This is a genomic window from Campylobacter vulpis (assembly GCF_014217995.1).
In the GTDB taxonomy this organism is placed as follows: domain Bacteria; phylum Campylobacterota; class Campylobacteria; order Campylobacterales; family Campylobacteraceae; genus Campylobacter_D; species Campylobacter_D vulpis.
This window is the reverse complement of the sequence record NZ_CP041617.1, coordinates 1,415,165-1,434,984: the sequence shown is the minus strand read 5'-3', so window position 1 is coordinate 1,434,984 and position 19,820 is coordinate 1,415,165. Positions and strand designations below refer to the sequence as shown.

The window sequence follows — 19,820 nt, the reverse complement described above, 5'->3', positions numbered from 1 at the left end:
AACCCCTATGAATTCCTATAAAATTCTTTAAGCTCTGCCACTTTCTCATCAAGGCTTTTATGATTTTGTGCAAATATTTTTTCTATGGTGTCTATATGAGCTGTTCCTGTGGAGAGAATTTTTAAATTCTCATTGCCTAAAGAGCTTAAATCCAAAGTGCAAATAACTTTTTCATCTTGTCTTTTGATTAAAAATTGTCTTTTTGAGGGTTTAAACCCTTTAATAATCATATACTCATCATAGCTTAAGCCTATTCCTTTTACATATTCTTCTTCTTTAGCTTTTGGATTAGGTAAAAATACCATTGTTGCGGATTGTTCTATAAGTGTTGTTGCGTTTTTAAGTTTTAAAAAGTCTTCCACGCTTTGCGTTGCTAATCTTAGAAAGCCATTTTGTTTTCTAATGGTTTTAAATTTATTTTTAACTTCTTCTTGCACGATGTCATTTTCAAGCCACTTCCAAGCCTCATCTATATCAATACAAAGTCTTCTACCATCTGCTAAACTCATCACACGCCAAAGAATGTAATAACTAAGTATCCCTGATACATCTTTATCATCAAGGAATTCTGTGCCATCAATGCCAAATAGATTAATTTCATCAGGGAAGTCTAAATTGTCAAATTCATTATCAAATACCCAGCCAAATTGTTTGCCTTTTTTAAAAAGTGCTAATCTTGATTTTAGAGAATTGTCATCATCTACATTTTCTGTTAAATTTTCAAGTAGCAAAGAGATAGGATATTTTCTCTCCTCCCTTTCAAAGCCTTTCATAAGAGAATTGACTGCATTATTAAGCATTTCCTCTTCTCTAGTTGTAAGGATTTCATTATTTCTAGTAACTAAAAGCTTCATTAGGGTTTGGAGTTGTCTTATATTTTCTTGTGTGCTTTCAACCATAAAAGGATTAAATCCTGTGGGCTTGCCATTTTCAATGCTAATATATCTGCCACCTGCACATAAAATATTGCCTAAAGCTCCTTTGTCTTTATCCAAGTAAATGGCTGTAAATTTTCTATTTTCTTGTGGTATATCATCAGGGAAAGTGTCTTTATTTGCATATTTAAGCATTTGATTGACGATAAAATTCATAAACACGGTTTTACCACCGCCACTTTGACCTAATATTAAGGTATTTGCTAAAAATAGCTCTCCAAAATCATTTTTATTAACTCCAGAGTTTTGATGAAAGTTAAAATAATAAGGCTGTTTATTAGGAGTTTTGAGTATGCTTACAGCATCACCCCAGCAATTTTTATCTCTTTTCCCCATAGAAAAATTATGTAAAGCTATTAATGAGGAATAATTAAGCGATGAAATAAGATTAATTCTTGGGCGTATGGCAAAATTTGATGGTAGTTGCGAAAAGAAAGTTGCACTTAGGGCAATGTTTGCTAGTGTTACTGCAAATCCTAATTCATTCATCTTTGTAATGACTCGATTTGCATTATCTTTACACTCTTTTAAGCTATCTCCATAAACAAGAATTGAAAAATGGTATTTTCCAAAAGAAATCTCCCCATTTGTGAGCTGGTCTAAAGCTTCATCAATTTGCTCTACTTGTGAAAATCCATCATCTTCAGTTGCTATGAGCTGCTTTTTTTGTCTAGATATTGCGGATTTTGCGTCTATTCTAGGAATAGGTGAAAAGCTTTGAGTGATGATATATTCAATATCTAAATACATCAAAATATCTAAAATACCCGAAAAGGTTTCATTTGTGTAATCTTTAATTTCAATACATCTAGCAAATCTTTTTACACCATCATTGCTATTAATTTGAATAGTTTCGTGTCCAAATTGTATGTTTTGTAAATTGCCATTTAAATATTGATGTATAGGAGCTTTTAAGACTCTTACGGGATTAATTTTTCCACCGAGTAGATAGTTGTAAAACTCTAATTGTTTTGAGTAAGTTTTATCATCTTTTAAATATGTTTTTAATCGTTTTGGATTAAAATCTTTGATATTTGCTTCCAATCTATCGGTAAATTCGCTAAATTTAATTAAAAATAAGCTAATTGCCTTTCTTTTGCTTTCAAAAGAGCTTTTTAGAAATGTTGTTTTTTCAATTTTTACCTTTAAGGGATTAAAGATTAGAGTTAGATATAAAGAATTTTTTCTAAGTGTTCCCTGTTTGAAAGATTCATAATATTTTTTATCAATTTCTTCTAAAAAAGCGTTGTTAAATTTTGAAGTCAATTTATCTTCAATAGAATATCTACAATTATGAAAATAAAAACTTACAGGCTCATTTGCGAAAGATTTAAATAACATATTTAAAAGATCATTTTTCATATCCAATTCATCATCTTCCTCAGCTTCAAAACTAATTCCACCAACTTCCCAAGTTGTCATCAAAAAATAATCTTTTGTAATCACCACAGAATCACTAATTAAAGATGAAAAGGGAATAAGCTTTTCAAAACTAGGTTCTGCGTTCAGTCCAAAAACTGATATTTTTGGAAAATTTGAGTTTTTTGGCATTTGTCTATAAGAATTTGTGCTATATGTTTTAACCTTATAGTAATTCTTAGAAGCGGGATTAGAGAAAAATCTCATCTTTAAAAACATCAAGCGGAAAATAAAATCATCTCTTTTTGTCATTGCTTTCATAATGAAAAATACAGGAATTGCAAAAGCAATTAAAAAGATATTTTGACTATAAAACGCAAGCAATAAAATGCCTCCCATTGCCATAACAAGAGGTGTCATAGGAACACCAAAAATCATAGGAGGACGAGTTAAGCCTTTGAAAAGTGGATTTTTCTGCATTTTTAATCCTGTTGCAAGTTATGAAATAAAATAACCAGCAAGTGCCGAAGCCGAACCAAAAAGAATACCACCGATAAAAATAGGAGCAACCTCTCTAAGTGTTTGTCCTTGAAACATTATTTTAGAACCACCCCACATAATTGCAATAGTAAGTATAAATACGCCAATAGCATAGAAAGCTGTGCTTAAATTCTGCAAAAAAGTATTAACTTTATCTATTCCACCAGCACCAAATAAAAATATAGGGCTAAATAAAATGAATAATAGTAGTTTTGTTCTCATTGTTTCTCCTAAAATTTAAAATTAAATGTCCTTTTATTTTCAACTTTCTTAAATTTATAAACTTAATTATTTACTTTTTATTTTTTTTTTTTTTGCTATTTTTTCTTCTCTAAATGTTAATTTTCATAAAGGAAAAATATGGCAAAAATCAAGATATTATCTGGTGCTTACGCAGGAAATGAATACCGCTATGTTAAAAATTGCGACGAAATGAAACAAATGAAAGGACCTAAAAATAATCCGGAGAAATTTTATCTCTCAAACATAGCTTCCTTTGAACTTAAAGATAAGGATAGTTCTAAAAAACTTACTGAAACTATTTTTGGAGCAATTATAGGAAATATGATTAACCCAGCTGGTGCTATCGTAGGTGCTACGGCTGCAGGAAATCAACCAACTTTTACCATTATTTTCACTTATGAAAATGGGACACAATCCTTAGCGCAAATTGATAACGAGATGCATACGATTTTACAAACGATGCTTTTTGACAAAAATTCTTTTAAACTTCAACATTGTAAAAGCATAGAAAAAAGTAAATTTTGGAAATATGCTTTAATATTTCTCATTGCTATCTCAATACTTTACATTTGGTAGTTTAACCCCCACAAAAAAGTGGAGGTTATAAAGAGTGGATATAAACTAAAATTTTTTAAAACTTCTTCTTCTTCACATCTTCAAGGATATTTGTAGCGATGTCGCTTACTGTGTTAGAGATGATGGCACTTTCATTAGCAATTTCCACATTATCCTTAGTGGTTTGGTCTATTTGAGCCACACTTTCATTAATCTGTGTAATACCAGCAGTTTGTTCCTTAATGCTTTCTGCCATATCATTGATAGATTGAACAAGTAAGTTAGTATTTGCTTCTATCTCACTTAAAGACTTTTGGGTTCTTTCAGCTAGTTTTCTCACTTCATCAGCCACGACGGCAAAGCCTCTTCCGTGTTCTCCTGCACGTGCTGCTTCTATGGCAGCATTAAGGGCTAGAAGATTGATTTGATCAGCTATATCACCTATAATGCCTGTAACATTTTTAATCTCTTCACTTTGAGTAATCACATCACTGGTTTTTTGAGAGACATTTTGCATAGAGGAGGTAATCTCTTCTAAAGCAGCAGCAGTTTCTTCTAAAGAAGCAGCTTGAGAATTTGAGCTTGAAGTTAAATTTTGCACAGCGTTTTGAAGTTTGGAGCTTTCATTGGCTAAAGAATTTGCAAAATCAGAACTTTGTTTAAGCATTTTGATGATTTCTTCGCCTAGGGCATTAGTGGTTACTTCTACACTACCTGTGGCATTTTCTATTTTGTTTCTAAAATCTAAGCTTTTAAATTCTTCAAAGATAGAGTGGATTTTATTCATATCTTTACCCACTTTAGTTTGTAAGACATCAAGGAGATTATTAAGCACACTTTTAAGTTCTATGAGTTGTGGGTTTCTAGGATTAGCTGTGATTCTTGCTGTTAAATCTCCGTTTTCAACTATGCCTACTGTGGTAACACTTTCTTTAACAGCTTGTTTATCTTGGTCTAAGCCTTCTTTGGTGGCTTGAATGTTTTGGTTAATGGCGGCTGCCATTTGACCGAATTCATCATTTGTTTTTATGTTGATGGTGGAGATATCTTGTGTTTTATGATTGATGAAATCAAAGAAGGAGTTGAGACCGGATTGGATGGAGCTAATTGGAGCGACAAGTTTTTTAATGAATATCACTAAAAACATCGCACCCACGACAAGTAGAATTAAAGAAATCGCCGTGCTGATGAAAAACTGTTTATTAATCGCGTCTGTGTAGTCGCTTTTCGTTGTTGCAGAGACTATGGTCCAGCCGAAAGGAAACTGCTTGTAAAAGCCTACTCTTTCTTTACCATTACTGACATAAGAAAACTCGCCCTCGAGTGAATTTTTTAAAGCCGCTTGCAAGGCTATCTCAGCTTCGATTGGAGTGGTGCTTTCTACGATTTTTTGGTCTTTATGAGAGAAAATTTTACCATCTGCGTCTGTGATATAAACATCAAGTCCAGGTAATTCTTCTCTTTCAAAATTCTCAAATCTTTTTTGAAAATCGCCCACAAATAAATCCATACCGATAACGCCGATAAACTCGCCGTTTTTAATGATAGGATAAGTCGCCGTTGCAAGTCTTTGATTTTTGTAGTTTCCAGCACTTGAGATATAAGTCGATGAGATGATTCCTGACTTTTTTGCTTTGGTTTCTTTATACCAAAATCTATCTCTTAAATCCAAGCCTACATCATCGAAATTTGAGGATAAATTCTCAATGCCTACTTCAGGATGATAATCTTGCAAAATCACCTTTCCGTCATTTTCATAAACAATATACATAGAAGGATACTTAATAAGCTCTTCTGTCGTCATCAAAACACGTCTTTGTGCTATAACATCGTTTTTATCAATCGCTGCAATTTGCTCCGCCACAGCACTTAAATGCTGGTTCGCTTCAACATTCATTGTGATATTTATCGTAGTGTAAGAAGCGTCTAAAATACCCTTTTGGATACTTTTAAAAAGTGTAGAAATTTGACTTGAGCTTGAGATATAACTATAAGTCATAATCACACCAATTACCACAATAAAAATCGCCACAACACAGGCTAAAAGTTTGCCACTTAGTGTTTTCATCATGCAATTCTCCTTGAAATTTTTACAAGGTCGCAATTTTATTACAATCTTTCTTAAAAATTTATTTGTTTTTTTTTTTTTTGTAAATTTGCCTTAAATTAAGGCTTTTTAAGGGTAATTTTGTATAATTTTGCTTTTAAAAATTTATTTCAAGGAAAACAATGAAAATTCTACTTTTTTTACTCTTAAATCTTAGTTTTTTAGTCGCAAAACCTGTAGCAAGTGTTAGCATAGCTCCGCAGGAATTTTTTGTAAAAAAAATCGCAGGAGATAGTGTAGAAATTAACACACTCTTACCGCAAAATAGCGATGAACATACCTTTGAATTTAAGACATCTCATCTTAGCAAACTTGAAAAAAGCGATCTTTATTTTACAATGGGTTTGGAATTTGAAAAAGTTTTTTTGGATAAATTTAAGCGTAATTTTCCAAATTTAAGCATTGTAAATACACAAAAAAATATTCATTTTTTAGAATTTGAAGAAGAGCATGAACATCACGACCACGACCACGCTAAAGATATCCACACTTGGTTAGATCCTATTTTGGTCAAAACTCTAGCGACAAACATAGCCACAGCCCTAAAAGAAAAATATCCACAAAATGCAAAAATGTATGAAAACAATTTGCAAAATTTTCATAAAGAATTAGAAGACCTAAATTTACAAATCAATGAAGAATTAAAAGGGGTAAAAAATCGCAAATTTATCGTTTATCACCCTTCTTGGGCGTATTTTGCAAAACGCTATCGTTTAGAACAAATTCCAGTAGAAATAGCAGGAAAAGAGCCTAAAATCAGTGATTTAAAACGCATTATCAAAAAAGCAAGAGAGGAAAATATCAAGGTCATTTTCGTGCAGCCAGGCTTTCCTGAAAATGCTGCAAAGGTTTTAGCTAAGGAGTGCGGTGCTAAAATTGTGATGATTAATCATCTTGCAAAAGACTGGGATAAGGAGCTTTTAAAAAGCGTTGAAGCTTTGAAAAAGGCACTTTAATGCTTTATTTTAAAATTAACAATTTAAATTATAGCTATGACAAAGAAGAAATTTTAAAAAATATCAACCTTAGCTACGATAGCCGCGAATTTCTTTCCATCATCGGTGCAAATGGTGCAGGAAAATCCACGCTTTTAAAGCTTATTTTAGGACTTTTAGATTTTAAAAAGCAAATTGAATTTTTTAATCTCCAAAAAAATGAAATTGCCTATGTTCCGCAACAAAGCCTTATTAATACAAATTTCAATGCGCGTGTGCTTGAAATCGTTTTGATGGGACTTGTAGGACAAAAAATTTTTGGTTTTTACACAAAAGAAGATAAAAAAAAAGCCTTAAAAGCCCTCGAAAGCGTAGCTATGGAAGAATTTTGGAATAAGAATTTTAACGACTTAAGCGGAGGACAAAGGCAAAAAGTTCTCATCGCTAGAGCTTTGGTTGATAAATGCAAATTATTGATTTTAGATGAACCAACGGCAAGTGTTGATAGTAAAAGTGCGGTGCAAATTTTTGAAATGCTAAGTGCCTTGCATAATAAAGGAATAGGCATTGTTGTCGTGTGCCACGATATTAATTTAGTTCTTGCTTATAGTGATAAAATTGCACATTTAAACAAAGAGCTTTTTTTGCATAAAAATGACAAAAAAGAAAAACAAAAAAGCGTTTTTTTAAAACATTTATATGAAAATCATACGCATTTTTGTGATGTGGAGATGAGTTTGGAGCATTGTTTGCAGTGCGAAAAAAAGCAAAATTGCGAAAGTAAGATTTTAAATTGCAACAAGAATATGTCAAAAAATATCACAACTTTTAGGCAAAATCGTGCTTGAGCTTTTGAACTACACCTTTTTTCAAAACGCCCTTTTAGCTGCACTTTTAGTCAGCATTGCCTGTGGAGCTATGGGGGTTTTAGTGATGATAAATCGCCTCTTTTCTATGGCAGGAGGCATTACGCACGGAGCTTTTGGAGGTATAGGTTTGGCGATTTATTTCTCTTTACCCATTTTACTTAGCACGAGTATTTTTACACTTTTTTTAGCTTTTTTAGTCGCCTTTTTAAGCAAACATTATTCTCACAGAAGTGATAGTTTTATTGCTGTAATTTGGGCTTTTGGAATGGCTGTGGGGATTATTTTGATTGATTTAAGCCCGGGGCAAAATAGTGATTTAATGGCGTATTTATTTGGCTCTATTTTGGCAGTTTCGACAAGTGATTTGTGGCTTATGGCTTTTGTTGATGGTGCCTTCATCTTACTTCTATTTTTATTTTATAGGCAGTTTGAAATTTTAAGTTTTGATAGTGAATTTGCAAAGGTTAAAGGCATAAATACAAGCTTTTTTCACTATCTTTTAATCGCAATACTTGCCTTTTGTATTGTTATTTCTATACGCTTAGTAGGGCTTATTTTAGTTATGGCTATGCTTAGTATCCCTAGTTTTATAGCAGAATCTTTTGCTAAAAGACTGGGGGCTATGATGATGATTTCTTCTTGCATTAGTAGCATTTTTTGTGTGCTTGGCTTATTTGTAAGTGCGATTTTCAATCTTTCAAGCGGGGCTTGCATTATAGGAATTTCTTGTCTTTTTTTTATGCTTCACTTTGCTTTTAAGCTCATTAAACGCCCAAAATAAAGCCTTTTTAAAAAGTGGAACACATTTTGCTAAAGTAGTTGTAAATCTTAAAATATAGGTGAAAATATGCAAAATGGATATTATCAAGCAACGGGTGGAATGGTAACGCAGTTTAATAAACTCGAAGTTATCACAAACAACCTAGCAAACATTAACACAAGTGGATATAAGCGTGATGATGTGGTTATTGCGGATTTTAAAAGGATTTTTAAAGAGACTCAGGACGAACTACCTATAGAAAATCACACAAAAGACGCTGCGCGTTTTGTCAATACGACTATTGATAGAGTGCCTCAAATTTCGCAAGATTACACGGATTTTAGCACAGGCTCTTTAAAAGCGACCAATAATCCTTTAGACTTTGCGATGACTAGGGAGGATACCTTTTACCTCGTGCAAACAAAAAACGGAGAGATTAGACTCACAAAAGACGGAAATTTTCAACTTGATGATGAGGGCTATTTGGTCAATAAACAAGGCTATAAGGTCTTAAGCAGTAATTATTTTAACAATCCTCAAAACGCTGGCATTATCATAGGAAATAATGCTGTGCATATTAATGTGGATAAAAATGGCAATATCAGTGTCGATGGAGAGGATAATGCTAGACTTTTCATCGCTCAAGTTGATGATATAAGAGCTTTAGATAAGGACGGGGACAATACCTATAAAATCGATGATTTAACGCGTATTAGAGATTTAGAAATTTCAAATTCCGTTAAACAAGGCTTTTCACAAGGCTCAAATGTCAATCCTGTGAGTGAAATGGTAGCCTTAATCGAGGCAAATAGAATGGTTGAGATGTATCAAAAGGTAATGACAGCTCATATGGATGATTTAAATCAAGATGCGATTAATAAACTCGCAAGCGTTAAGTGATAAAATAAATTAGAAAGGATAAACAATGATGCGTTCACTTCATACGGCAGCCACAGGTATGGTTGCCCAACAAACACAAATTGATGTAACCTCAAACAATATTTCAAATGTCAATACAGTCGGCTTTAAAAAATCAAGAGCCGAATTTGCGGACTTGATGTATCAAACGATGAAATACGCAGGCACTTCCACCTCGGCAACCACACTTTCTCCATCAGGCATAGAAGTGGGCTTAGGGGTGCGTCCTACGGCTGTTACAAAGGTTTTTACGCCGGGGAGTTATAAATCTACTAGCACGGATAGTTTTGATATGGCGATTGAGGGCAATGGCTTTTTTCAAATTCAGCTTCCTGACGGCACAACAGCTTACACAAGAAATGGGCAATTTACAAGAGATAATGAAGGCAATGTCGTCAATGCAGACGGATATAGACTAATCCCAGAAATGACAGTGCCAGAGGGTGCGACAAACATTAGCATCGCAAAAGACGGCACCGTCTCTGTGATGTTAGCAGGTGAGCAAGAAGAAACGCAAATTGGGCAAATCGAGCTAGTTCAGTTCATTAACCCAGCAGGACTTCACTCTATGGGGGATAATCTCTACCTAGAAACTGGGGCTAGTGGTGCACCAGTAGCAGGCATAGCGGGGCAGGACGGCTTAGGAAACATAAGACACGGCTTTGTAGAGCTTAGCAATGTCCAGCTTGTCGAAGAGATGACTGACCTCATCACAGGACAAAGAGCCTATGAAGCAGGTTCAAAAGCTATTACTACAAGTGATGAAATGCTAGGTATCGTTAATCAACTCAAGAGGTAAGGTAAAATAAAATAGCTTAGGCTTTATCTTAAAGCCAAGCTCTCCCTTATGGGCATTGATGATTTCTTTAGACAAAGAAAGTCCAAGTCCATTTCCCTTAAGCTTAGTCGTTTTAAAGGCTTCAAAAACAAGCTTTTCGTCCTTAATTTCACAACCATTATCTAAAATTTCCACATATAAATTCGTCTCTTTTACATAAGCTTTAATGCAAATTTTAGGCTCTTCACTCTCCTCTTCCTCAATCGCATCAATAGCATTATAAATAAGATTTTGCAAAACTAAGCCTAGCAAAGCCTTATCTGCATAAATTTCTAAATCAAAAAATTCCATTTCAAAGCTAATCTCACTAGAAAAATTATAAGCTGCTATGGCTTGTTCGCACTCCTCTTTTAATTCTAAAAGATTAAAAAAACTCTTATGAATATGCACACCCTTAGTAAAAAGCAGCGTAGAATTTACGATTCTTTCAACTCTAGCTATGGCTTTTTGAATTTCAAGCACGATATTTTTATTTTTAAGCTCGACCCTAGAAAAAAGCGTAGAGGCAAGTAAAGATATGGAGCCTATGGGATTTCTTATCTCGTGGGCTAAATGTGCTGCCACACTTCCCATACTCGCAAGGCGTTCGTTTCTTTTTTCATCGCTAATGTCTGTGGCTGAAATGATGGTTTTTTCATTTTGAGCTATGATTTTTATGGTATAAAATTTATTGTCAAATTCAAGCTCATAATGTGGATTTTTCAAATCAATTTGCTCCAACAAATTCGCATTTTGTGCGGCAGCTCTATTTTGCAAAATAATCTTTTTATCTCTATCCATAATCCATAACGCCGTAGGTAAAACCTCAATCACTTCGCTCATCATAGCCCTTAGAGCGTTATAGTTTTCGTTAAGAATTTTATACTCATTTTCTATCACATAAGTTTGCTCAATTAAGCTTTGAAGCCCTTTTTGCAGGGTTTCTTTTTCATTAGAATCTAAACTTTGTAAAATATTTTTATCCATTTTATCCTCACATTAAAGCCTTAAAATGACTTAAATCAAACAAAAGCAAATGCTCATCTTGCAAGCTTTCAAGCTCCTTAGAAAAGCCATTTTTGGAAAAGATTATATAATAATCGGGCTTTAAATTTAATTCCTGTGCCTTTTTATAAAGATCATTTAGGACATTTTTGCAAATTTTTTTATTTTTAAATTTTACTTCACCGATGAGAGAAATCGTTTCATCTTTATAATATAAATCAAGCTCCAAATTTCTGTTCCAGTAACTTTGCACACTATAAATACCAAAATGTTTTTCCACAAATTCCCTTGCCAATTGCTCAAAACAAAAACTTTGATAAAACTCAAATTTCTCCTTTATTTTTTCCAAAAGTCCTTCAAATTCTCCCGCTAAAATCAAATTTTCATTCGGCTTTAAAAAATAAAAATGAAAACGCGTATAATGGTCTTTAAAAAGAATTTTATCTTGTATAACATAGGCTCTTAACTCTCTTTTTAGCTTATGGTGCTTGGATTTTTCAATTTTATTTTCCTTGCTTTTTTCTATGCGTAAAATGCCTGATTTTAAAAGCTTATTAAAGGTGCTAAGTGCTTTAAAGTGCTGAATTTCTCGGTTAATAGAATAGCGTTTGCGATTATTTTTAGCAAATAAAGTCAAAGCCCTACATTCTGTTTTATCCATCAAAAATTTTTCATCTAAAAGCCTATAATTTGGCAAAATAAGCGTTTTAATATCTTCAAATACATCACCGGAAAAATACGCCACATCAAGCCCATCAAACACGCTGTAAAAATCGACCATTTGATTTAAATCAAGCTCAGGATGCAAACACGCAAAACTATGAAATTTAATACCTATCCTCACTACTTAAAATAATTTGTGTGATTTTACACTTACAGCGTAAATATATTTTTTTGGTAAATCAAAAATTAAAATTTTTGATTTACCGATATCTCCATTCAAAGAATGGTGTTCTTAAATTTTAAATTATTTAATATAATTTAAAATATTTAGGAACTATTATATCTATGTCAATATTTATTATATGTATATAAAAAATACTTCAAATTTGATAAAATTGACTTAAATAGAATAGTCTCTAAATTTATTAAATTATTTAAATTTATTCAAATATATATAATTCGGTAAATCAAAAATTAAAATTTTTGAACTTTTATAAAAAATTGCAAAATAGCAATTTTGAAATACTCCAAAAGAAAAGTTACATATAAAAAGCGAGAGTAAAATATTTTTATGCTATAATCTTCATATGAGTAAAAAAGAGAGAATAAAATTAGAAATTGATGTTTTAAAAGCATTAATGTTGGCTTTTCTTACTGCTTTATTTGGGATATTTGGTTTTTTGTGTTTTAAATTATAGTCGCATTGATTGGATACAAGCATTGTTTATTGTTTTAGGAGTTATTTTTGCTTGTATTTTGTTGTATGCTTTTAGCAAGAGAATATATAAAATTTTAAAACAAATTGAGGAGTTGGAGTAATGTTAGGGATACTTTGTGCTGTTTTTGCTTTAATTGCCTTTTTTGGTTCTGCTTTAATGATTGTTAAGATGCTTGAAAAAGGCAGTATTTAAAGTGATGAGAAGTATTAAGCCTTTAAAGATATAAAGGCTTAAAGTTCAGCAATCTTATCGCTTGTTCCTGTTTGTCTAATGGCATTAATAATTTGTTCTATACTTAAACCTAGAGTTTGAAAAAAATTCATTTGTTATCTCTATGTTTAAAATACTTTTTAATTTCTTCGTCTGTAAGTTTTTCATTTTGAAAATTTTGAAGAGATTTTGAGTATTGTGCCTTGTAAGCATTTGCACATTCTGTGTTAGTTTCTGCAGAATTAGCGTTTTTATCACATTCTTTGATTTTAGCTTCTAATTCTTTAGCATTTTTTGGATCTTCATAATATTGCACACTCTTTGGTTCTGAACAAGCAGAGAATAAAATAGCAACAACTGCACTAAGCAAACCTAATTTGGTAACATTTTTCATTGTGTCTCCTTATGTATTAAAATATTTGTTATTATATAATTTTATTTATTAAAATTTATTTAAATATATTATTATTTATTAAAATTATACAAAAATATAAAGCTATCTTATAAGCTCTTGCTCATTATGTTGTTTCGTAGAGTTTTTAAAATCTTTAAGTTTGTTTTGAAAATTAATAGAGTGCAGTTGTTTTTTAACTTCTTCAAGCCCTTTTTTTAGGAAAATATCATTAAAATCGCTCATTCCCTGTTCTGCTTCTTGGTCGCTAATTTTTGGAATGATAATTTTAATATTTGAAAATTTTTGTTGGATTTCTTTTGCTATTTCTACACCGATATTAGAAAATCCTTGCAATTCTCTTTTTCTATCATTATCTGCAATTATAGTGATGGGGATATTTTGAAATTTATCCTTTAAGGCTTCAACGATTTTGAGTAAATTTCCAGCATCTACACCCATTATAACAGGTTTTTCAAGCGCTTTATAAATTGTTGCAGCAGTAGCAAAGCCTTCTGCTATGATAAATTCTTTGCAATATTCTAAGCTTTTTGCACCTATGATGTGAAAGCACCCAGATTTTCTTGCGGAGTATTCAATGCCTTGTTCTTTTTCTTCTTTTGTTTTGATGATACCGATGATTTTATCGCCATTTGGAAAAATTCTTTGCACAGACCATATTTTTCCATTTTCGTCTTTTAGGGGAATAAGAAGAGAGCCTTTACTATCTTGTTTTAAATAAAAATTTTCGTTAAAACCTTTTTTGATTAGGTAAGGATGATTAGAATAAGCCCAATGGGCTTCGCTGTATTCTTTTTCAATTTTAAGTGCAGTTTTTTGCTGAAGTTTCAAAATATCCTGCTTAATATTATTGTTTATGTGCGATGTAGAATTTTTATTAATAGTTTGATAATTTATAATATTTTGTTTCGCATTTTCTAAGGGCATTTTCCAATTTTCTTTAATACCTGTTTTAAAGTTTTGAATAAAGCCCGCAGGATATTCATTTAAAAACCCACTATAAGCCCCACTCATTTCTCTGCCCTTATCCGTTGTAGTTTTCACTCTATGAATTTTACCATCCATAATGGGTAAGCCACTGATAATTAAGCCTTGTTTTTCTAAAGCAAATTTGAAAGTTGTTAGCACTTCATTTTCGTCAAATGAAAAATCTTTTTTTTGGTGTGGATAAAGCCATTGTGCAAAAATATTTTTATCCAAGCTTTTTGGAGCAAACCATTTTTTTTCTTTTTCGTCCCACATAGCTCCTAACAATCTTGCTTTTTCTTTATCTTTAAAAGGAACATACAAATAAATTCTTTTTTGTGGCATATGTTTCCTTTATTTGCTCATCGATAAAGTTTTATTTGCTGTTCTTTCTTTTTCAAATTCTTTTTTATTTAGTTTTTTTTTTTTTTTTTGAAAAATTCGTTCATTTTTTGCTTAAAAAATGACGGCTCTTTTGCGAGGTTATTTATTTTTTTTTTTTTTTGTTCGTATTTCCCTCTTGTTTTTAAGTAAGAGTTTGCAAATTCTTGTATCATTGCTGCTATATCTTTGTTTGCTATTTCTGACATATTTTTTAAAGCCTTAAAAGTTCCATCTAGCATTTCATCATATGTTTTAGGTTTGTATTGCTCTAGTTGCTTATTGAGATCTTTTTTTATTGTATCATTTAATTTTTCTTTATTGATAGCAGAGCCACCCATTTTGATTAAATGCTCAATCCCTTGTTGAAAATTTTTATCACCAAGTCTTATATCTAATGGAATTTTTTCTTTATCTGTGATGATTTCAAATTTGATGGATTGATTTGAAAAATCTTTTTTTAATAAACTTTCCGCAATGTCAAAAGTTTTGATTGTGTTGAAAAATTTATCAATATCTTCACCATCATAAGTGCCTTCTTGTATCGCCTCTTTATAATGGTCATTAAGTTTGCTTGTGTCTGTTACTTTTATTTTGTAGTCTTTTTCCATTTTTACTCTCCAAAGATGTGATTTGTTTATTGTTTTTTTGCTTCGTTAATTGTATCAATATTTTGATTAAAATTATATAAGTTACTTATAGACTCTAGGGCATTTTTAGTATTTTTGCAATTTAATTTTTCTATGAGCATATGAAATTCATTGAAAAAATTATCACTCTCTTCAAAATCTTTTAAGAGAGCCAATGAAAGTTTTTTATATATACGCTCTTTCTTTTCTTTTTCTTTTTGGCGTAATTTCTTTAATTTCTCATCATACTCACGCTTTAAATCTTCTATCATCTTGCTTTCATAAAGCATAATAACTCCTTGTAAAAATTTAAAATTGCATTATCTCAAAATAAACTTAATGTGTTATAAAGCTTAATATTGTAAAATGCCAATCAAGCAAAAATATTATTAATTACAGGATAGGCAAAGACGCCAAAAAGTTATATAACTTTTTTAGCTTACTTTGCCGAAATATCTCTGCGAGGCTCACTAAGGAAATATAAATGAATAAAAATAATAATTGTGTTATTAAAGTTAGTAAAGATGATAAAATAATTTTAGATTATATAAAATCAGAAACAAATGCACCATATAGTAAAATAATATCTGTTTTATTAAAAAATTTTAATTCTTGTGATACAGATAAGAAAAATAAAATAAATGATGAAATATCTAAAAATAAATTTTATAAAAGCGATGAAAGCAAAATAGTTAAATTAAAACTTACAGAAAATGAAATAAATACTTTGAAAGAAATTTCTAAAAAATCAGGTTATTCAAGCGTTACTAAACAAGCAAAATTTTTGCTATTAAACTCTATAAAAAACGAAAAACTTTTTACTAATTTAGAACTAGATGAATTTATAAAAACAAGAACTGAAATTAATGCAGTTGGCAAAAATATATATCAACTATTGAAAATTCTTAGAGCTGGAAATTCTGTAAAAATAAATGAGGATAATTTAAAAAATACGATTGATATTATAAATGAAAAGATTGACATTCTTTCTGCTTCTCTTGGAAAGATTATAGAGATTAATAATCAAAGGATTTAGGTTTTTATATGTCAAGACCGATTAAAATATTTGACGATGAGATAATTGCTAGGAAAGTTTTTACTAAAATAGAAAACGCTTCAAAGCTACCGCTAAACTATATCAATAAAAACAGAGATAAATACACTAAAGATATAAAAACAGGCAAGCTTATTAGTAAAAATATGTTTAGAAAAAATACTGAAGTCGTTGTAAAAATTACTTCAGGTTCTAAAAATTCTCAAGCACTTTCAAAACATCTTGATTATATTTCTCGCAAGGGAAGTATAGAGTTAATTACAAATGATTTTGATAGATATGTAGGAGAAGATGAAATTTTAGAATTAAAAAAATTTTTCAAAAATGAAGGAATTCCTATTCCTTTATATAAAGAAGGTGCTAAGGAAAAAAGACATACTATTAATATGGTTTTTTCTATGAAGGAGCATTCTACAACTCCAAAAGAAAAATTGCAACAAGCCACTATCACAACTTTAAAAAGAATATATCCAAATAATCTTTTTGTTGTTGCTTTTCACGGAGATACGGATAATCCGCATTGTCATGTTTGCTTAAAAGTTGCGGATAAAAATGGAAAAAGAATTAATCCTAGAAAGGCTGATTTAGCTAACTTAAGAGCGGAATTTGCAAAAGCATTAAATGAATTAGGTGTTGAAGCAAAAGCTACAAACAAAAAGCAAAAAGAAGCAGAAGTAAATCAAGAGTATTCTACAAAATTAAATAGAGAAAAGCAAATTGATAAAGCTCCACAAATAAAAATGCACTATTATCAAGTTATGGATTTTGGAGGGGCAAACTATCAATTTAGCACCGATAAAAATGCAAAGAAAAGTTATTATGTGAGCTATAAAACTAAAAAAGGAATAGCTACAATTTGGGGGCAAGATTTAGAAAGGGTTGTGAAAGAAAATAAAGTTTTAAGAGGTGAGTATGCAAGATTTAAAATAGTAGGGCAAGAAGAATATGAGATAAAAAGAAAGGCAAAAATTAACAATAAGTGGCAAGAAGTTTCCAAAACACTTACAAAACCCATTTGGGATGTTTCTGTTATCGGTAGAGAAAAAGATTTGAAACAAATCCCTAAAATAACAAATGCTAAAAAATATAAAATCATACAAGATAAAGGAGTAAATAGTGAGAGAGTTTATACAAAACAATATAGACAGAGAGTCTTACAAGAGCTCAGTAATCAATCGACTATCCGAAGAGAAGTTGCCCAAGAAAGAAACTCTATGCGAGTATTGTCCAAACAGCCTATGGTTTATGACACAAAACGAACTTAAATGCTTCTGCACCTCAATGCACTCAATCAGTTACAGCAAAGAGAGCGAAGAAGAGCCGATAATAGTTTGCGATGGACAAGTGCTAGGAATAATGAGATTGCAAGAGATGGATAAAATTATATAGGAGTAAGAAATAATGAGACAGACATTTTATAGCTTGGAATCCAGTCTTTTTCCTTATTTTGTATTTTTTCGATGATAGTGTCCCTATCTTTTTTCAAGGCATGAAGCAGTTCTTGTTTTACAAATCCACCTCGATTTTGTTCTAAAAGATTTTTACTCTGCTCTTTATCCGCTGTTAAGAGAAAAATAAGGCTATATTAGATACAATGCGATTTACATTAGTCAGTGGCTCCTCGTGCCACACCCTCTTTTATAAAATCTTTTATATTATCGTTAAGCGAATTAAGACACTCATTTAAGAATATTTCTATTTTATCGGGCATAATTCCAAAATAAAGTCTATGCTCATTAATTTTTATAAAGGTTGTGATACGCGGTGCAACAATTTGTTTATCATTACGCACAATTATTTTTACTTTGAGTAGATTCTCTGCGTGAAAGGCACGATTTCTAATCGTATGAATCCAATTTAAAATAATCTCCACCTTGTGTGTGTCTCGCAAAAATCTCTTTTTGCCATTATAATAAAATCTATTTGTATTATAATCATCATATCGCTTTAAATCAAAACTTTTGCGAAAATGAAAAATATCGTTATATAATTTATATTTCTCAATCATCTTGCACCAAAAATCGAGACTTTGCCTTGATACAAGTTGATGATTACTAAGATTTTTTTCCTTATGTTTGGTCTCATTTTCTTTTTCTAGCCAATTGTTGCCTAGTTTATGAAGTAAAATATCATTTGTGATATTACGCAAACAAATTTCTATCAGTAATAATTTTGGTGCAAGACGACCAATGAGAGCTAAATTCTCAAAATGCTCATTTAGATTCGCATAAGATTGTAAGCGTTCTTTTGAGAGCAGAATTTCTAAGCTTTTCAAATAATTCCTTTTTCTCTAATGCATTCTTTAAAAAATTTGGCGATTGAGAGATTTTGACTTTGACAATAGGTTTTAAGTTTAACATACTCGCTCACTTTTAAGGAAAGTGTAAAAATTTTAAGCCCATCAATTATAGGCTCTTGTGTTTGTGGAGTTTGAGTTTGTTTTGCTGTTCTATTTTCTTTCATTTCAGCACCTTGTCCAACCTGAGCTAAAATCTGCGTGTCGATGATTTTCTTTGCCATTGTTTTATCCTCATATTAAATAAATTAAAATATATTATAATAAATTATAATTTAATTAAGTAAATTATCAATTTCTTTAAAAAGTTTTTTTAATGAAGATAATACAGGATTTAGTATAGAGCAAATTGGTGATTTAAAGATAAGGAAAGATTTTGATTATATTCAAGAAGTTCATATTCTTAATATGTGCTATCAGCTAAGAAATTTACAATATGAAAAAGAAAGTAATGTTAAACTATAGAATCTTATAAAGATGATATACGCAAATTAAATAAAGAGAATGCTGCTCTTCGCACAAGAAATAAATTTATACTTTGCTTTTGCATAGCATTAATTTTTTTAATTGTTTGTTTAATAAAATAAAAGCAAAAATTAATTGCCATTTTTATTTTTATTAATAAAAACAGACGAAAGGATGTCAATATGCTCCAACAAACCTTTTTTAATTTGAGTTTCTGGAACTCTCATTGGATCTAATTGAACAATAATTCCTTCTTTTCTGGCGTGCTTAACAGCAGGGATAAAATCACTATCTGCTGTGATTAAAATTATTTTTTCGGCTTGATGTTTATTTGCTAAAGTTGCAATATCAAGCCCTATTTTCATATCGACACCCTTTTGTTTAATGTCTAAAACGAAATCTTCGCTTGTAAGCTCACAAATGTCTATTTCTTTGCGTAGAATTTTTCTAAATTTATCATAATCTCTAAATTTCCATTGAAACGAATTTTCATCGATTTCACCTAATCTTACAGCAAAATAAGGTTGCTTTCTTAGGTAATTTAAAAGTTCGCTTCTAAATTTGTATGTTGTAGTTTTGCTTAAGTTCTTAGATTTATCAGTTTTTTCTATGGGAGGCATAGGAACATTTTTATCTAATGGTTCGCAATCGTAAATATAAACTCTATGTAAATAATCTTCATTTCTTCTAAGGGTTTCCCATACATAGTCTTTTAATCTCTTAGCCAATTCTTTAGCCTCCATTGTTTTAATACTCTTGTGAGTATTATATCTTTCAAGAAAAAAAGAGAGATCTACAAGAACTGCAGTCTTTTTAGGCTGAATAATTGAAAATTCCATATTTGGATTGCTTGAATTCATTGTTGCGTAGTCCTAATTTATTAAATTGGAAGCACAAAGAGTCGTCAATTTAAAAATATGATGCTAAAAAGACCCCTCTATGTGCTAATGATGGCGGAATTATATCATAAAAATATTAATGA

At 31.0% G+C, this 19,820-nt stretch carries 19 protein-coding genes and 1 pseudogene; 8 read left to right on the top strand and 12 right to left on the bottom strand.

All coding sequences use genetic code 11. The features are described from left to right. Positions 1-5: 5 nt before the first annotated feature. Both CVULP_RS07355 and CVULP_RS07350 read right to left on the bottom strand, forming a co-directional pair. A complete protein-coding gene (locus CVULP_RS07355; RefSeq protein ID WP_265415659.1) occupies positions 6-2,774 on the bottom strand; it encodes a VirB4 family type IV secretion/conjugal transfer ATPase in 2,769 nt (922 codons plus the stop codon). A gap of 18 nt (positions 2,775-2,792) precedes the next feature. Beyond that, positions 2,793-3,056 (bottom strand): TrbC/VirB2 family protein, encoded by a 264-nt coding sequence (locus CVULP_RS07350; RefSeq protein ID WP_213276843.1) that lies wholly within the window; start codon positions 3,054-3,056, stop codon positions 2,793-2,795. Positions 3,057-3,194: 138 nt separating this feature from the next. On the opposite strand from CVULP_RS07350, the gene CVULP_RS07345 reads away from it, so the two are divergent. Continuing rightward, the gene (locus CVULP_RS07345) at positions 3,195-3,653 is read left to right on the top strand and encodes a hypothetical protein (protein ID WP_213276842.1); all 459 of its coding nucleotides are present in this window, start codon (positions 3,195-3,197) and stop codon (positions 3,651-3,653) included. 55 nt (positions 3,654-3,708) lie between these two features. Here the strand turns inward: CVULP_RS07345 and CVULP_RS07340 are convergent, their stop codons facing one another. Continuing rightward, positions 3,709-5,703: a methyl-accepting chemotaxis protein gene (locus CVULP_RS07340; RefSeq protein WP_265415658.1), complete on the bottom strand. Its 1,995-nt coding sequence runs from the start codon at positions 5,701-5,703 to the stop codon at positions 3,709-3,711. 158 nt (positions 5,704-5,861) lie between these two features. On the opposite strand from CVULP_RS07340, the gene CVULP_RS07335 reads away from it, so the two are divergent. The 5 genes from CVULP_RS07335 (at position 5,862) to flgG (ending at position 10,020) form a co-directional block, all read left to right on the top strand. Then, positions 5,862-6,695 (top strand): metal ABC transporter solute-binding protein, Zn/Mn family, encoded by an 834-nt coding sequence (locus CVULP_RS07335; RefSeq protein WP_099461222.1) that lies wholly within the window; start codon positions 5,862-5,864, stop codon positions 6,693-6,695. Beyond that, on the top strand, positions 6,695-7,522 hold the full coding sequence (locus CVULP_RS07330; protein ID WP_099461223.1) for a metal ABC transporter ATP-binding protein: 828 nt from the start codon (positions 6,695-6,697) through the stop codon (positions 7,520-7,522). The genes CVULP_RS07335 and CVULP_RS07330 overlap by 1 nt, the downstream gene beginning before the upstream one ends. Further along, positions 7,515-8,324: a metal ABC transporter permease gene (locus CVULP_RS07325; protein ID WP_099461224.1), complete on the top strand. Its 810-nt coding sequence runs from the start codon at positions 7,515-7,517 to the stop codon at positions 8,322-8,324. Before CVULP_RS07330 ends, CVULP_RS07325 begins: the two co-directional genes overlap by 8 nt. Positions 8,325-8,390: 66 nt before the next feature. Then, positions 8,391-9,203 (top strand): flagellar hook-basal body protein, encoded by an 813-nt coding sequence (locus CVULP_RS07320; RefSeq protein ID WP_099461225.1) that lies wholly within the window; start codon positions 8,391-8,393, stop codon positions 9,201-9,203. A 25-nt stretch (positions 9,204-9,228) separates the two neighbouring features. Further along, a complete protein-coding gene (gene flgG, locus CVULP_RS07315) occupies positions 9,229-10,020 on the top strand; it encodes a flagellar basal-body rod protein FlgG (protein WP_004276759.1) in 792 nt (263 codons plus the stop codon). Here flgG and CVULP_RS07310 read toward each other — a convergent pair. From CVULP_RS07310 to CVULP_RS07285, 6 genes are all read right to left on the bottom strand, one after another. Continuing rightward, complete coding sequence (locus CVULP_RS07310; protein ID WP_099507466.1) at positions 9,991-11,025, bottom strand: fla regulon two-component system sensor histidine kinase FlgS; 1,035 nt, start codon at positions 11,023-11,025, stop codon at positions 9,991-9,993. The two genes, flgG and CVULP_RS07310, sit on opposite strands and share 30 nt — an antisense overlap. Positions 11,026-11,032: 7 nt before the next feature. Further along, on the bottom strand, positions 11,033-11,824 hold the full coding sequence (locus CVULP_RS07305; RefSeq protein ID WP_252195546.1) for a DUF234 domain-containing protein: 792 nt from the start codon (positions 11,822-11,824) through the stop codon (positions 11,033-11,035). A gap of 920 nt (positions 11,825-12,744) precedes the next feature. Then, positions 12,745-13,029, bottom strand: a complete 285-nt coding sequence (locus CVULP_RS07300) for an EexN family lipoprotein (RefSeq protein WP_099507464.1) — start codon at positions 13,027-13,029, stop codon at positions 12,745-12,747. A 102-nt stretch (positions 13,030-13,131) separates the two neighbouring features. Further along, positions 13,132-14,358 (bottom strand): DUF5710 domain-containing protein, encoded by a 1,227-nt coding sequence (locus tag CVULP_RS07295; protein WP_213276841.1) that lies wholly within the window; start codon positions 14,356-14,358, stop codon positions 13,132-13,134. Positions 14,359-14,426: 68 nt separating this feature from the next. Beyond that, a complete protein-coding gene (locus tag CVULP_RS07290; RefSeq protein WP_265575621.1) occupies positions 14,427-15,005 on the bottom strand; it encodes an NTPase in 579 nt (192 codons plus the stop codon). Positions 15,006-15,031: 26 nt separating this feature from the next. Then, a complete protein-coding gene (locus CVULP_RS07285) occupies positions 15,032-15,313 on the bottom strand; it encodes a hypothetical protein (RefSeq protein ID WP_213276828.1) in 282 nt (93 codons plus the stop codon). A 194-nt stretch (positions 15,314-15,507) separates the two neighbouring features. Between CVULP_RS07285 and CVULP_RS07280 the strand changes: the two genes are divergently transcribed. Continuing rightward, on the top strand, positions 15,508-16,059 hold the full coding sequence (locus tag CVULP_RS07280) for a hypothetical protein (RefSeq protein WP_213243790.1): 552 nt from the start codon (positions 15,508-15,510) through the stop codon (positions 16,057-16,059). Between the two features lie 8 nt (positions 16,060-16,067). Then, positions 16,068-17,456: pseudogene (gene mobP1 / locus CVULP_RS07275) on the top strand (MobP1 family relaxase). 227 nt (positions 17,457-17,683) lie between these two features. On the opposite strand, the gene CVULP_RS07270 reads toward mobP1, so the two are convergent. The 3 genes from CVULP_RS07270 to CVULP_RS07260 form a co-directional block, all read right to left on the bottom strand. Further along, positions 17,684-18,352, bottom strand: coding sequence for a hypothetical protein (locus tag CVULP_RS07270; protein WP_099506924.1), 669 nt, complete (start codon positions 18,350-18,352; stop codon positions 17,684-17,686). Further along, positions 18,349-18,597: a hypothetical protein gene (locus tag CVULP_RS07265; RefSeq protein ID WP_099506925.1), complete on the bottom strand. Its 249-nt coding sequence runs from the start codon at positions 18,595-18,597 to the stop codon at positions 18,349-18,351. Before CVULP_RS07265 ends, CVULP_RS07270 begins: the two co-directional genes overlap by 4 nt. Positions 18,598-18,969: 372 nt before the next feature. Next, positions 18,970-19,581 (bottom strand): NYN domain-containing protein, encoded by a 612-nt coding sequence (locus tag CVULP_RS07260; protein WP_213276829.1) that lies wholly within the window; start codon positions 19,579-19,581, stop codon positions 18,970-18,972. Positions 19,582-19,820 lie beyond the last annotated feature (239 nt).